The sequence below is a fragment of the Streptomyces sp. NPDC050856 genome (genome assembly GCF_040653855.1).
In the GTDB taxonomy this organism is placed as follows: Bacteria; Actinomycetota; Actinomycetes; order Streptomycetales; family Streptomycetaceae; genus Streptomyces.
The window spans coordinates 1-13725 of sequence record NZ_JBFAGV010000015.1; the positions used below are offsets into that span (position 1 = coordinate 1).

Below are 13725 nucleotides of genomic sequence, written 5' to 3' on the forward strand. Positions count from 1 at the left end.
CCGGTCCGGGAGCAACGGCTCGATCCGCGCCCACTGCGCATCAGTCAACGGCACACCCGGACCAACGACCGACTGATCCAAACGAAACTGCCTAGGCCCGGGCCGGGACGCGACGACGTGCGGAGGCGGCCCGGCGGCGCCCGGGGCCGCGCCGGGCGGGCGGCCCCCGGGGTGGCGCGGAACGGTCGCGGCGCAGGTGGGAGGGGGGCCGGCCGGTGGCGCGGCGCGGGTACCGGGGGGCGGTTTTGACCCGGGTGGGGGAGCGCGCGTATTCTTCTGGTTCGTTATGCGTATTGGCTTGCTCGTTCTCACGTGAGAGGCCGTTACGCCGGTCCACCGGGCCGATGACCAGCGACTGGCACTCGGGTTGCGTCCCCGCCGTGCCGTCAAGGCTGTCGTGATCGTCCGGGTGGCCTTGTCAGGACCCACTCACTGAAGAAGCGAAGGCTACGACCGTGCGTACGTACAGCCCCAAGCCCGGCGATGTGACGCGCCAGTGGCACATCATCGACGCGCAGGACATCGTCCTGGGCCGTCTGGCGACCACCGCCGCCACCCTTCTGCGGGGCAAGCACAAGCCGATCTATGCGCCGCACGTTGACGCTGGTGACTTCGTCATCATCATCAACGCGGAGAAGGTGCACCTGTCCGGCAACAAGCGCACCCAGAAGATGGCGTACCGCCACTCCGGCTACCCGGGTGGTCTGCGTTCCGTCCGTTACGACGAGCTGCTCGCCAAGAGCCCCGAGAAGGCCGTGGAGAAGGCCATCAAGGGCATGCTCCCGAAGAACACCCTGGGCCGTCAGATGCTCTCGAAGCTGAAGGTCTACGCGGGCGAGAACCACCCGCACGCTGCCCAGCAGCCGGTTCCGTTCGAGATCACCCAGGTCGCGCAGTAAGTCCGGCCACCCCCTAAGACGAAAAGAATCTGAGGAGCATCGTGGCCGAGACCACTGTTGAAACCCCCGTCGAGGGCGAAGAGGAGACCTACGCGGAGGTCACGACCTTCGAGTCCGAGGTCCCCGTGGAGGGTGAGTACACCTCCGAGTCCCTCGCGTCCCGCTTCGGCGACCCCCAGCCGGCCGCCGGCCTGGGCCGCCGCAAGAACGCCATCGCCCGCGTCCGGATCGTTCCGGGCACCGGCAAGTGGAAGATCAACGGTCGCACCCTTGAGGACTACTTCCCCAACAAGGTGCACCAGCAGGAAGTCAACGAGCCCTTCAAGGTGCTCGAGCTCGAGGGCCGCTACGACGTCATCGCCCGCATCTCGGGTGGCGGCGTCTCCGGCCAGGCCGGCGCCCTGCGCCTGGGCGTGGCCCGCGCGCTGAACGAGGCGGACGTGGACAACAACCGCGGCGCCCTGAAGAAGGCGGGCTTCCTCAGCCGCGACGACCGCGCCGTCGAGCGTAAGAAGGCCGGTCTGAAGAAGGCCCGTAAGGCCCCGCAGTACAGCAAGCGTTAATCGCCTGCTCGGTCTGCTTCGTACGTACGCCCCGGCGGCACCTCTGTGCTGCCGGGGCGTCCGTCTTTCCATGACCTCGGGCGTATGCGTATAAACGGGCATCAGCGCGCTCAGAGGCTTGCATTTCTCGGAGTATTTCGGAGGACAGCTGTGGGACGACTCTTCGGCACGGACGGTGTGCGCGGTGTCGCCAACGCGGATCTGACGGCGGAGCTCGCGCTCGGTCTGTCGGTCGCGGCGGCGCACGTGCTCGCCGAGGCGGGGACCTTCGAGGGACATCGGCCGACCGCCGTGGTCGGGCGGGACCCGCGTGCGTCGGGAGAGTTCCTGGAGGCCGCGGTCGTGGCCGGCCTCGCCAGCGCGGGCGTGGACGTGCTGCGCGTCGGCGTGCTGCCGACCCCGGCCGTGGCGTTCCTCACCGGCGCGCTCGGTGCCGACCTGGGCGTGATGCTCTCCGCGAGCCACAACGCCATGCCGGACAACGGCGTCAAGTTCTTCGCGCGCGGTGGCCACAAGCTGGCCGACGAGCTGGAGGACCGGATCGAGGCCGTGTACGACCAGCACCGCACCGGTGAGCCGTGGGACCGGCCGACCGGCGCCGGCGTCGGCCGGGTGGCCGACTACCAGGAGGGCTTCGACCAGTACGTCGCCCACCTGCTGAGCGTCCTGCCGAACCGGCTCGACGGGCTCAAGGTCGTCCTGGACGAGGCGCACGGCGCCGCCTCCGGGGTCTCCCCGGCCGCGTTCCAGCAGGCCGGTGCCGAGGTCGTCACCATCGGCGCCACCCCGGACGGGCTGAACATCAACGACGGCTGCGGCTCCACGCACCTGGAGATGCTCAAGGCCGCCGTCCTGGAGCACGGCGCGGACCTCGGCATCGCCCACGACGGCGACGCCGACCGCTGCCTGGCCGTGGACCACACCGGTACGGAGGTCGACGGCGACCAGATCCTCGCCGTGCTGGCCCTGGCGATGCGCGAGGCCGGGACGCTGCGCGGTGACACCGTTGTCGCCACCGTCATGTCCAACCTGGGCTTCAAGCTGGCCATGGAGCGCGAGGGGCTGCGGCTGGTGCAGACGGCCGTCGGCGACCGGTACGTCCTGGAGTCGATGAAGGAGCACGACTACGCGCTCGGCGGCGAGCAGTCCGGGCACGTGATCGTGCTGGACCACGCCACCACCGGTGACGGCACCCTGACCGGCCTGCTGCTGGCGGCACGGGTCGCGGCCACCGGGCGCACGCTGGCCGACCTGGCCGGGGTGATGGAGCGGCTGCCGCAGGTCCTCATCAACGTCAAGAACGTCGACAGGTCCCGGGTGAAGACCTCCGCGGAGCTGGGCACCGCCGTCGCGGAGGCGGAGCGCGCCCTGGGCTCCACCGGCCGGGTGCTGCTGCGCCCGTCGGGCACCGAGCCGCTGGTCCGGGTCATGGTCGAGGCCGCCGACATCGAGCAGGCCCGCTCGGTCGCCGGGCAGCTCGCCGACGTCGTCAAGTCGGCCCTGGGCTGATCCCCGCACACCGAAGGGGCACCCCGCCGGTCGGGCGGGGTGCCCCTTCGGTGTGTGCCGGCCCTCTCAGACGGTTTGCCCGCGGGTCTCCCGCTCGCGCTGCCGCGCCCAGAAGAACTTCTGCGCCACCAGCGTCAGCGTCCCGGCGAGCACGATCGCCAGTAGGTTCAGCAGCAGCTGCTCCACGGAGCCCTTCGTCTGGCCGAGGTCGCCGTAGCCGAGCGCCACGGCGGCGTTGGCGGCGGCCGGGACGGTGGTGACCGAGATGGCGACGCCGACCAGCGCGCCGGACTTCGCCGAGGTCAGCGAGAGGGTGCCGGCGGCGCCCGCGAGCAGGCCGACGACGAAGGAGAACCAGTCCGGCGCGTAGACGAAGCCGGTGTTGGGGCGCTCCGCCCGCAGCCGGTCCTCGGTGAACAGGCCCGCCGCGTCCATCCCCAGGCTGAACAGCACGGTCAGTGCCATCGCCACCGCGAACCCGGCCACCAGCGCGATCAGCGACCGCCCGGCCAGCCGGGGGCGGCGCCGTACCAGCGCCGTGCAGATGCCCGCCAGCGGGCCGAACTCCGGGCCCACCGCCATCGCGCCCACGATCAGGATGGCGTTGTCCAGCACCACACCGCACGCCGCGATCATCGTGGCCAGCGTCAGGAACGCCACATAGGTGACGCTCAGCGTCGACTCCTCGTGGGTGGCCTCCGTGAGCTGGTCCCACAGCACCGCGTCGGCGCCCTCGCCGGGAGCTGCCCGCTCCGCCTTGTCGGCGTGCCGGGAGAGCGTCAGGCCGACGTCGTCCACGGCGATCGAGCCGGTCTCGTGGATGCCCAGCGCGCACAGGTCCGCGAGCAGCTCGTCGCCCGCCTCCCGCGCCACGTCGCACAGCACCAGGTCGCCGGCCGGGTCACGGGCCGCGCCGGGGAGGACGGCGAGGTGGGTGGTCCCGACGGTCCTCTCGATGGCGCGCACGACGTCGTCGGTGCGGTCGGGCGGAACGATCAGACGCAGGTGCAGCACGGCGGGCGCTTCCTTCGGACTCGGACCTCAGAGCTTGCGGAGGGAGAGGCGCTGGACCTTGTGGTCCGGTCCCTTGCGCACGACGAGGGTCGCGCGGCCCCGGGTCGGTGCCACATTCTCCAGGAGGTTCACCCGGTTGATGGTCCGCCAGGTGGTGCGGGCGTAGTCGAGTGCCTCCTCCTCGGTGACCTGGGTGTACTTGCGGAAGTACGAGGAGGGGTCCTGGAAGGCCGTGGCGCGCAGCTTGCGGAAACGATTCAGGTACCAGGACTCGATGTCCTCGGTACGGGCGTCGACATAGACCGAGAAGTCGAAGTAGTCCGCGAGGGCGACCCGGGTGCGGCCGTCCTTGCCCGGCAGCGCGGGCTGGAGGACGTTGAGGCCCTCGACGATGAGGATGTCGGGGCGGCGGACCGTCAGCCGCCGGCCGGGCACGATGTCGTAGATGAGGTGGGAGTAGACGGGGGCGGTGACCTCGTCCTTGCCCGCCTTGATGTCGGCGACGAACCGGGTCAGGGCCCGCCGGTCGTAGGACTCGGGGAAGCCCTTCCTGGAGATCAGGCCGCGCTCCTTGAGCTCCTTCATGGGCAGCAGGAAACCGTCGGTGGTGACCAGCTCGACGCGCGGGTGCTCCGGCCAGCGGGCGAGGAGCGCCTGGAGGAGGCGGGCGACCGTCGACTTGCCGACGGCCACCGACCCGGCGACCCCTATGACGAACGGGGTGCCGCGCTGGGCGCCCTTCTCGCCGAGGAACGTGTTGAGCGCGCCGCGCAGGCTGGCGGTGGCTCCCACGTACAGGTTGAGCAGCCGGGACAGCGGCAAGTAGATGTCACGGACCTCGTCGAGGTCGATGACGTCGCCCAGCCCGCGCAGCCTCTCGACCTCCTCGGCGGTCAGCGGCAGCGGCGTCTTGTCCCGCAGCGCACTCCACTCGGCGCGGGTGAGGTCCACGTACGGCGTGGCCTCCGCCCGGCGGGGGGTGGTGCCGTGGCTGCTGAGAGGCGGCGAGGTGATCACCTGGCCATTGTCGGGGGTGCGGGCGCCCGGTGGGGGGTGGGCTCGGTCACGGTGCGCCCCCGGCCGGCGGTGGCGGGCCGGTGCCACGGTGGCGCACCGGGCCCACGGCCCACGGCCCGCCGTCCGCCGCCCGCCGCCCGCCCCGGGACGGGGCCGTGGCGGGCGGGATCCCGGGGGGCGGCCCTCCGCGTATCGCGGTGGCGGCGGTCGTAGGCTGCTGGCCATGTGCGGAATCGTGGGTTACGTCGGCGGGCAGTCGGCGCTTGATGTGGTGATCGCCGGGCTCAAGCGGCTCGAGTACCGGGGCTACGACTCGGCCGGTGTCGCGGTGCTCGCCGACGGCGGGCTGGCCGCGGCGAAGAAGGCGGGCAAGCTCGTCAACCTGGAGAAGGAGCTGGTCGGACGGCCGCTGCCGGCCGGGTCGACGGGCATCGGGCACACCCGGTGGGCGACGCACGGCGGCCCCACCGACGCCAACGCCCATCCGCACCTGGACAACGCCGGCCGGGTCGCCGTCGTCCACAACGGCATCATCGAGAACTTCGCGGCGCTCCGGGCCGAGCTGGCCGGGCGCGGGCACGACCTGGCGTCCGAGACGGACACCGAGGTGGTCGCGCACCTGCTGGCCGAGGCGCACTCGTCGGTGGCCGACCTCGCCGAGGCGATGCGCCAGGTGTGCCGGCGGCTGGAGGGGGCGTTCACGCTGGTCGCGGTGCACGCCGACGAGCCCGACGTGGTGGTCGGCGCGCGGCGCAACTCCCCGCTGGTGGTGGGTGTCGGCGAGGGCGAGTCCTTCCTCGCCTCGGACGTGGCCGCGTTCATCGCCCACACGCGGTCCGCCATCGAACTCGGCCAGGACCAGGTGGTGGAGCTCCGCCGGGACGGCGTGACGGTCACCGACTTCGACGGGGCGCCCGCCGACGTGCGGTCGTACCACATCGACTGGGACGCGTCGGCGGCCGAGAAGGGGGGCTACGACTACTTCATGCTCAAGGAGATCGCCGAGCAGCCCAAGGCGGTCGCCGACACGCTGCTGGGACGCGTCGACGCCGCCGGTTCGCTGACGCTGGACGAGATCCGCATCCCCGACGCGGTGCTGCGCGAGGCCGACAAGGTGGTCGTCGTGGCGTGCGGGACCGCCTTCCACGCGGGGATGATCGCCAAGTACGCCATCGAGCACTGGACCCGCATCCCGTGCGAGGTGGAGCTGGCGAGCGAGTTCCGCTACCGGGACCCGATCCTGGACCAGCGGACGCTGGTGATCGCGATCTCCCAGTCCGGCGAGACCATGGACACCCTGATGGCGCTGCGGCACGCCCGTGAGCAGGGCGCCCGCGTGCTGGCCGTCTGCAACACCAACGGTTCGACGATCCCGCGCGAGTCGGACGCGGTGCTGTACACCCACGCCGGGCCGGAGGTGGCCGTCGCCTCCACCAAGGCGTTCCTGACCCAGCTCGTCGCCTGCTACCTCCTCGCGCTGTACCTGGGCCAGGTGCGCGGCACCAAGTGGGGCGACGAGATCCGGGCCGTCGTCCGCGACCTGGCCGGGATCGCCGACGACGTCGAGCGGGTGCTGGCCACCATGGAGCCGGTGCGCGAGCTGGCGCGTTCGCTGGCGGACAAGGACACCGTGCTGTTCCTGGGCCGGCACGTGGGCTACCCGGTGGCGCTGGAGGGCGCGCTGAAGCTCAAGGAACTCGCGTACATGCACGCCGAGGGCTTCGCCGCCGGTGAGCTCAAGCACGGCCCGATCGCCCTGATCGAGCAGGACCTGCCGGTGGTCGTCGTGGTGCCGTCGCCCCGCGGCCGGTCGGTGCTGCACGACAAGATCGTCTCCAACATCCAGGAGATCCGCGCCCGCGGCGCCCGGACCATCGTGATCGCGGAGGAGGGCGACGAGGCGGTCGTCCCGTACGCGGACCACCTCGTCCGCGTCCCGGTGACCCCGGTGCTGCTCCAGCCGCTGGTGTCGACCGTGCCGCTCCAGGTGTTCGCGTGCGAGCTGGCGACGGCCCGCGGCAACGAGGTGGACCAGCCGCGCAACCTGGCCAAGTCCGTGACGGTGGAGTGAACGATGATCATCGGGGTGGGGATCGACGTCGCCGAGATCGACCGGTTCGCGGCGGCGCTGGAGCGGACACCGCAGATGGCGGAGCGGCTGTTCGTGGCACGGGAGTTGCTGCTGCCCAGCGGGGAACGGCGGGGGATCGCCTCGCTGGCGGCACGGTTCGCCGCCAAGGAGGCCGTCGCCAAGGCGCTCGGCGCGCCCGCCGGGCTGCACTGGACGGACGCCGAGGTGTGCGTCGAGGACAGCGGGCAGCCCCGGTTGCGGGTGCGCGGAACGGTCGCGGCCCGGGCCGCGGAACTGGGGGTGCGGCACTGGCACGTGTCCCTCAGCCATGACGCGGGGGTGGCGTCGGCGGTGGTGATCGCGGAGGGTTGAGCCCATGCGTACCGCTTACCGTGTGGAGACCGTACGGGCCGCCGAGGCCGAGTCGATGGCGCGACTTCCCGAGGGCGCGCTGATGGGGCGGGCCGCGGCCGGACTGGCCGCCGCCTGCGCCGGGTTGCTGGACCGGGTGTACGGCGCCCGGGTGGTGCTGCTGGTGGGCAGCGGTGACAACGGCGGCGACGCGCTGTACGCGGGCGCCCGGCTGGCCCGGCGCGGGGCGGGCGTGTCGGCGGTGCTGCTCGGCTCACGCGCCCACCGGGCCGGGCTGGCCGCGCTGACCGGGGCCGGGGGCCGGGTGGCCGGCGACCCGTACGCCGCCCTGGCCGGTGCCGACCTGGTCGTGGACGGCATCACCGGGATCGGCGGACGCGGCGGGCTGCGGCCCGAGGCGGCGGCGCTGGTCCGGGCGGCACGCGCGACGGACGCGGTGCTGGTCGCGGTCGACCTGCCGAGCGGGGTCGACGCGGACACCGGGGAAGTGGCCGGCGAGGCGGTACGGGCCGATGCCACGGTGACGTTCGGGGCGTACAAGCCGGGACTGCTGGTCGACCCGGGGCGGGAGCACGCGGGCGCGGTGCGGCTGGTGGACATCGGGCTGGCCCTGCCGCCCGTGCCCGACCTGGAGGCCCCGCAACACGCCGACGTGGCCCGGTGGTTGCCGGTACCGGCCGCCGAGAGCGACAAGTACCGGCGGGGTGTCGTCGGCGTGGTCGCCGGGTCGGCGCGCTACCCGGGCGCGGCGGTCCTCGCGGTGTCCGGAGCCCTGCGGGGCGGCGCGGGCGCCGTGCGGTACGTCGGACCGGCGGGCGAGGCGGTGCTGGCCCGCCACCCCGAGACCCTGGTGCACGCCGGGCCGCCGGGCAGGGCGGGGCGGGTCCAGGCGTGGGTGATCGGCCCCGGCCTGAACGACACACCGGGCGCCGAGGAGGTGCTGGACGCGGACGTGCCGGTCCTGGTGGACGCCGACGGGCTGCGCCTGCTGGACCCGGCCGCGGTCCGCGCCCGGCCCGCCCCGACGCTCCTCACCCCGCACGCCGGGGAGGCCGCGGCGCTGCTGGGCACCCGGCGCGAGGACGTGGAGTCGCGCCGGCTGGAGGCGGTGCGGGAACTCGCGGGGCGCTGGGGCGCGACGGTGCTGCTCAAGGGCTCCACCACGCTGGTGGCCGGCCCCTCGTCCGACACCCCGGTACGGGTCAACCCGACCGGCACCCCCTGGCTGGCCACCGCCGGCAGCGGTGATGTCCTGTCCGGCCTGGCGGGCTCCCTGCTCGCCGCGGGCCTGCCCCCGCGCGACGCGGCGTCGGCCGCGGCCTACCTCCACGGCCTCGCCGCCCGCCGCGCGGCCCGGGGTGCCCCGGTCACCGCGTACGACGTCGCCGACGCCCTCCCGGGGGCGTGGCGGGACGTGGCCGGGCCGGCCGGGCCGGATGCCCCGGGTCCGGCCGCGTGATCGGGGCGACAGCCACGGAAGGCCGGGGCGGCGTGCGCACCTGAGAGACTGGGCGCGATGAGTGAGACACCGCAGCCCCTCCGCGCCCGCGCCGAGATCGACCTCGGCGCCCTGCGCGCCAACGTCCGCGCGCTGCGCGCCCGCGTCGCGCCCCACGCCCAGGTCATGGCCGTGGTCAAGGCCGACGCGTACGGCCACGGCGCCGTGCCCTGCGCGCGTGCCGCGCTGGAGGCCGGCGCCACCTGGCTGGGCACCGCCACGCCCCACGAGGCGCTCGCGCTGCGCGCCGCCGGCATCGACGCCCCTCTCCTGTGCTGGCTGTGGACGCCCGGCGACCCCTGGCGGCAGGGCATCGAGGCCGGACTCGACATGTCGGTGAGCGGCCGGTGGGCACTGGACGAGGTCATCGGCGCGGCCCGGGAGAGCGGCGGCACCGCGCGCGTCCAGCTCAAGGCCGACACCGGCCTCGGCCGCAACGGCTGCCCGCCCGCCGACTGGCCCCGCCTGGTCGGCGAGGCCCTGAAGGCCCAGGCCGACGGGCTGGTCAGGATCACCGGCGTCTGGTCGCACCTCGCCTGCGCCGACGAGCCCGGCCACCCCTCGATCGCCGCCCAGCTCGAGGCGTTCCAGGAGATGCTGGGGTACGCCGAGCGGGCGGGCGCCGAGCCGGAGGTACGCCACCTGGCCAACTCCCCGGCCACCCTCACCCTTCCCGAGACGTACTTCGACCTGGTACGGACGGGTGTCGCCATGTACGGCATCTCGCCCAGTCCCGAGATCGGCACGCCCGCCGACTTCGGCCTGCGGCCGGTCATGCGGCTCTCCGGCAGCGTCGCGCTGGTCAAGCGCGCTCCGGCCGGACACGGCGTCAGTTACGGGCACCACTACGTCACCTCGCGCGACACCACCCTGGGCCTGGTCCCGCTGGGGTACGCGGACGGTGTGCCGCGCCACGCCTCCGGCCGCGGCCCGGTGCTGGTCGGCGGCAGGGTGCGGACGGTGGCCGGCCGGGTCGCGATGGACCAGTTCGTGGTCGACCTGGAGGGCGACGAGCTCGAACCGGGCGCCGAGGCGGTGCTGTTCGGGCCGGGCGACGAGGGCGAGCCGACCGCCGAGGACTGGGCGCGCGCCGCGGACACGATCGCCTACGAGATCGTGACCCGCGTCGGATCGCGGGTACCACGCGTCTATAGGAACGCGTAGGAGCCCGCGGGGGCGCGGAGGAACGCCGACAGGGCGCCGGGCACGCGCGGGAGCGCGGACGGCAGCGAGCAACCTCAGGAGTCGACGTGAGCGAGACCAGCACGGGGGAGGCGGCGGAGGTGGTGGCCCACGTCGTCGCGGAGGCCGCGGCGGGCAACTGGCGCCGCGCGGGTCTGGCGGGGGCCGCGCTCGGCGTGATCGCGGCCGGCGCGGCGGCGGGGGTGGCCGTGGAGCGGCTGACCGTCGGGCGCGGTATGCGCCGCAAGGCCCGGCTCGCCCTGGACGCGGCCGGACCCTACGGCGCCCTGCGCGGCACCCCCGGCAAGGCGTACGCCGACGACGGCACCGAGCTGTACTACGAGACCGACGAGTGCGAACCGGACACCTCGGCGTCCCGCCGGCGCCGCCTGTTCGGACGCCGCACCCCGGCGCCGGTCACCGTCGTCTTCAGCCACGGCTACTGCCTCAACCAGGACTCCTGGCACTTCCAGCGCGCCGCGCTGCGCGGCCTGGTCCGCACCGTGCACTGGGACCAGCGCAGCCACGGCCGCTCGGGCCGCGGCGTCGCCCAGGGCGGACCGGACGGGGTGCCGGTCTCGATCGACCAGCTCGGCCGCGACCTGAAGGCCGTGATCGACGCGGCGGCCCCCGAGGGGCCCCTGGTCCTGGTCGGGCACTCGATGGGCGGCATGACGGTGATGGCGCTGGCCGAGCAGTACCCGGAGCTGGTCCGCCGCCGGGTCGCCGGCGTCGCCTTCGTCGGCACGTCCTGCGGCAGGCTCGGCGAGGTCAACTACGGCCTGCCGGTCGCCGGGGTGAACGCGATACGGCGCGTCCTGCCCGGCGTGCTGCGGGCGCTCGGCTCCCAGACGGAGCTGGTCGAGCGCGGCCGGCGGGCCACGGCCGACCTCTTCGCCGGCATCGTCAAGCGCTACTCGTTCAGCTCGGGGGAGGTCGACCCGGCGGTCGCCCGGTTCGCCGAGCGGATGATCGAGGGCACCCCCATCGACGTGGTCGCCGAGTTCTACCCGGCGTTCAGCGAGCACGACAAGGCCGACGCCCTGGGGGTCTTCGCCGGACTGCCGGTACTGGCGCTGGCCGGCGACCAGGACCTGGTCACGCCGAGCTCGCACACCGAGGCCATCGCCCGCCTGCTTCCGGGCGCCGAACTGGTCATCGTCCCGGACGGCGGCCACCTGGTGATGTTGGAGCACCCGGACACGGTCTCCGACCGGCTCGCGGACCTGCTGGTGCGCGTCGGGGCGGTGCGCGCAGCGGCTAACGTTGGCACGTATGGAAGCACCGCACAGCCAGGCCGCTGAGACCGCACGGAACGCGGCCCGTCTCACCCTCCACTCGCCCGACGAGATGCGGGAGCTGGGCCGCACGCTCGCCCGGCTGCTGCGCCCCGGCGACCTGGTGATGCTCACCGGGGAACTCGGCGCGGGCAAGACCACCCTGACCCGGGGGCTCGGCGAAGGACTCGGCGTACGCGGGGCGGTGACCTCCCCGACCTTCGTGATCGCCCGCGTCCACCCCTCGCTGACCGGCGGCCCCGCCCTCGTGCACGTCGACGCCTACCGGCTGGGTGGCGGCCTGGACGAGATGGAGGACCTGGACCTCGATGTCTCGCTGCCCGACTCGGTGGTGGTCGTCGAGTGGGGCGAGGGCAAGGTCGAGGACCTGTCGGAGGACCGGCTGCACGTGGTCATCGACCGGGTGGTCGGGTCGACCGACGACGACCGGCGGGTGGTGACGCTGACCGGCGTCGGCGCGCGCTGGGCGGACGTGGACCTGCCCTCGCGGTGACGCGGGCCGGGGCCGCCGTACTTTCCGACAAGACGTCGGCATGATGTTGCGCCGTACCTCCGATGCGTGGTCCCATGGGTACCAGATCTGGTTAGGTCTACCTAACCAGCCTGCCCCCGGAGCCTCAGGAGGCAACATGCCGACGCCGAAGCACGATGTGCCGATGCGCGACCTGCTGGCGTCGTGCGCGGCGGCCAGCGCCGTCTCCACGCCGCCGGAAACCGCCTCGGCCGCCGAGGACCGCCAGGACGCACAGGACTCCCGGCACTCCGAGGACGCCCCTGGCCGCCACGGCGCGCCCCGGCCGCGCGACGAGCGCCCCGAGGCGGCGTAGCCGCACCGCGCCGGCCGGGGCTCCGGCACCGGGCCGGCCGGGTGGACCCTTGTTGCCGGGGAGTCCCGGCACCACGCCGGGGAGTTCCGGCACCGGGCCGGGCAGTTCCGGCACCGGGCCGGGCAGTTCCGGCACCGCGCCGCCACGCGGTGGCTACGGGACGACGACGACCTTCGAGTTGACCGTCGCGAACAGCCACATCGCGTCGCCGTCCGCGCGCTTCATCCGGATGCCGCCGGTCTTGCGCGCGGGATCCGGAGTGGGCAGCGTGCCGTTCACCGCCGCGCTGAAGCCGATCGTCACCCCGCCGACGTTCGCGAACCGCACCACGTGCTCGATCTGCACCCCGTCCGACCCGGCCACGGTGCTGGAACGGGACGTCACCGCGTAGGTGCCCGGGGGCGGGTTCACCGTGCTCGGCATCACCGCGAAGGTGCGCGTCACCTTGTCCTTCGCGCCCACCAGCCACACCCGCCGCTCGCTCAGCGCGTACACCACCCGCACGCCCTTGCCCGAGCTCTCCGGGAGGGCCAGCGCGCTGCGGCCCGGCTGCCGGGGGCCGCCCGGGGCGGGCACCGAGGGGGAGGCGGCCGGCGCCTTGGCCTTCGCCGAAAGGTCGGCGGGCGCGGTGGCCGACGCCTGATAGGCGAGGAAGCCGACCGCGACGACCGCCGCCGCGGTGAGCCCGGCCACGAATCCCGAGCTGCTCCTTGCCACGCTGTCACCTCTCCTGCCGAACGTATCGGTGTGACGGTAGCAGCAGCGCATGGTACGGATGGGGCGCCGTGCCCGCCGCCGCGGAGCCGTACGCTGTTCGCGTGCTCTTGCTCGCCATGGATACCGCCACCCCCGCCGTCACCGTCGCCCTCCACGACGGGGACCGCCTCGTCGCCGAGTCCGGCCAGGTCGACGCCCGCCGGCACGGGGAACTCCTGCTGCCCGCCGTCGACCGGGTGCTGAAGCGGGCCGGTCTGGAACTCGACACCGTCACCGGCATCGTCGTGGGCGTCGGGCCCGGTCCCTACACCGGGCTGCGCGTCGGTCTGGTGACGGCCGCGACCTTCGCCTCTGCCCTCGGTGTCCCGGTGCACGGCGTGTGCACGCTGGACGGCCTCGCCTACGCCTCCGGGATCGACGAGCCGTTCGTCGTCGCCACCGACGCGCGCCGCAAGGAGGTCTACTGGGCCCGGTACGACGACCGCCGTACCCGCGTGGGCGACCCCGCGGTCGACCGGCCCGCCGACATCGCCGAGCGGGTGGCCCGACTGCCCGCCGTCGGAGCCGGCGCCCGGCTGTACGGCGAGTTCTTCGCCGACGCCCGTGACCCCGAGCACCAGTCGGCCGGAGCGCTCGCCGCCCTGGCCGCCGAGCGGCTGGCGGCCGGTGAGGCCCTGCTGGAGCCTCGGCCGCTGTACCTGCGCCGCCCCGACGCCCAGGTCCCCAAGAACTACAAGGTGGTCACGCCCAGGTGACCG

At 73.8% G+C, this 13725-nt stretch carries 14 protein-coding genes; 11 read left to right on the top strand and 3 right to left on the bottom strand.

Annotated elements, in window-relative coordinates; genetic code table 11:
* Positions 1 to 455 precede the first annotated feature (455 nt).
* The 3 genes from rplM (at position 456) to glmM (ending at position 2971) form a co-directional block, all read left to right on the top strand.
* A complete protein-coding gene (gene rplM, locus AB0H53_RS15920; protein WP_356898578.1) occupies positions 456 to 899 on the top strand; it encodes a 50S ribosomal protein L13 in 444 nt (147 codons plus the stop codon).
* A gap of 41 nt (positions 900 to 940) precedes the next feature.
* Positions 941 to 1462 (top strand): 30S ribosomal protein S9, encoded by a 522-nt coding sequence (gene rpsI, locus AB0H53_RS15925; protein ID WP_362112484.1) that lies wholly within the window; start codon positions 941 to 943, stop codon positions 1460 to 1462.
* A gap of 150 nt (positions 1463 to 1612) precedes the next feature.
* Positions 1613 to 2971, top strand: coding sequence for a phosphoglucosamine mutase (gene glmM, locus AB0H53_RS15930; RefSeq protein WP_362112487.1), 1359 nt, complete (start codon positions 1613 to 1615; stop codon positions 2969 to 2971).
* Positions 2972 to 3037: 66 nt separating this feature from the next.
* On the opposite strand, the gene AB0H53_RS15935 is transcribed toward glmM, so the two are convergent.
* Entirely contained in the window at positions 3038 to 3985 is a 948-nt protein-coding gene (locus AB0H53_RS15935; protein WP_362112490.1) for a DUF389 domain-containing protein, read from the bottom strand.
* A 27-nt stretch (positions 3986 to 4012) separates the two neighbouring features.
* Positions 4013 to 5002, bottom strand: coding sequence for a type I pantothenate kinase (gene coaA, locus AB0H53_RS15940; RefSeq protein ID WP_362112493.1), 990 nt, complete (start codon positions 5000 to 5002; stop codon positions 4013 to 4015).
* 223 nt (positions 5003 to 5225) lie between these two features.
* On the opposite strand from coaA, the gene glmS reads away from it, so the two are divergent.
* The 7 genes from glmS (at position 5226) to AB0H53_RS15975 (ending at position 12250) form a co-directional block, all read left to right on the top strand.
* Positions 5226 to 7073 (top strand): glutamine--fructose-6-phosphate transaminase (isomerizing), encoded by a 1848-nt coding sequence (glmS, locus tag AB0H53_RS15945; protein ID WP_362112496.1) that lies wholly within the window; start codon positions 5226 to 5228, stop codon positions 7071 to 7073.
* Between the two features lie 3 nt (positions 7074 to 7076).
* Positions 7077 to 7445: a holo-ACP synthase gene (locus tag AB0H53_RS15950; protein WP_362112499.1), complete on the top strand. Its 369-nt coding sequence runs from the start codon at positions 7077 to 7079 to the stop codon at positions 7443 to 7445.
* A 4-nt stretch (positions 7446 to 7449) separates the two neighbouring features.
* The gene (locus tag AB0H53_RS15955; RefSeq protein WP_362112502.1) at positions 7450 to 8904 is read left to right on the top strand and encodes an NAD(P)H-hydrate dehydratase; all 1455 of its coding nucleotides are present in this window, start codon (positions 7450 to 7452) and stop codon (positions 8902 to 8904) included.
* Positions 8905 to 8961: 57 nt separating this feature from the next.
* Entirely contained in the window at positions 8962 to 10107 is a 1146-nt protein-coding gene (alr, locus tag AB0H53_RS15960; protein ID WP_362112505.1) for an alanine racemase, read from the top strand.
* A gap of 86 nt (positions 10108 to 10193) precedes the next feature.
* Positions 10194 to 11429, top strand: coding sequence for an alpha/beta hydrolase (locus tag AB0H53_RS15965; RefSeq protein WP_362112508.1), 1236 nt, complete (start codon positions 10194 to 10196; stop codon positions 11427 to 11429).
* The gene (tsaE, locus tag AB0H53_RS15970) at positions 11401 to 11916 is read left to right on the top strand and encodes a tRNA (adenosine(37)-N6)-threonylcarbamoyltransferase complex ATPase subunit type 1 TsaE (RefSeq protein ID WP_362112511.1); all 516 of its coding nucleotides are present in this window, start codon (positions 11401 to 11403) and stop codon (positions 11914 to 11916) included. The genes AB0H53_RS15965 and tsaE overlap by 29 nt, the downstream gene beginning before the upstream one ends.
* Before the next feature lie 136 nt (positions 11917 to 12052).
* Entirely contained in the window at positions 12053 to 12250 is a 198-nt protein-coding gene (locus tag AB0H53_RS15975) for a hypothetical protein (protein WP_362112514.1), read from the top strand.
* A 153-nt stretch (positions 12251 to 12403) separates the two neighbouring features.
* On the opposite strand, the gene AB0H53_RS15980 is transcribed toward AB0H53_RS15975, so the two are convergent.
* The gene (locus AB0H53_RS15980) at positions 12404 to 12967 is read right to left on the bottom strand and encodes a hypothetical protein (protein WP_362112517.1); all 564 of its coding nucleotides are present in this window, start codon (positions 12965 to 12967) and stop codon (positions 12404 to 12406) included.
* Between the two features lie 101 nt (positions 12968 to 13068).
* On the opposite strand from AB0H53_RS15980, the gene tsaB reads away from it, so the two are divergent.
* Complete coding sequence (tsaB, locus tag AB0H53_RS15985) at positions 13069 to 13722, top strand: tRNA (adenosine(37)-N6)-threonylcarbamoyltransferase complex dimerization subunit type 1 TsaB (RefSeq protein WP_362112520.1); 654 nt, start codon at positions 13069 to 13071, stop codon at positions 13720 to 13722.
* Positions 13723 to 13725 lie beyond the last annotated feature (3 nt).

Bases quoted from the DNA above. Each gene is read 5' to 3' on its own strand.
- AB0H53_RS15975 (WP_362112514.1), top strand. From the start codon at position 12,053: ATGCCGACGCCGAAGCACGATGTGCCGATGCGCGACCTGCTGGCGTCG.
- tsaE (WP_362112511.1), top strand. From the start codon at position 11,401: ATGGAAGCACCGCACAGCCAGGCCGCTGAGACCGCACGGAACGCGGCC.
- AB0H53_RS15955 (WP_362112502.1), top strand. From the start codon at position 7,450: ATGCGTACCGCTTACCGTGTGGAGACCGTACGGGCCGCCGAGGCCGAG.
- AB0H53_RS15950 (WP_362112499.1), top strand. From the start codon at position 7,077: ATGATCATCGGGGTGGGGATCGACGTCGCCGAGATCGACCGGTTCGCG.
- glmS (WP_362112496.1), top strand. From the start codon at position 5,226: ATGTGCGGAATCGTGGGTTACGTCGGCGGGCAGTCGGCGCTTGATGTG.
- alr (WP_362112505.1), top strand. From the start codon at position 8,962: ATGAGTGAGACACCGCAGCCCCTCCGCGCCCGCGCCGAGATCGACCTC.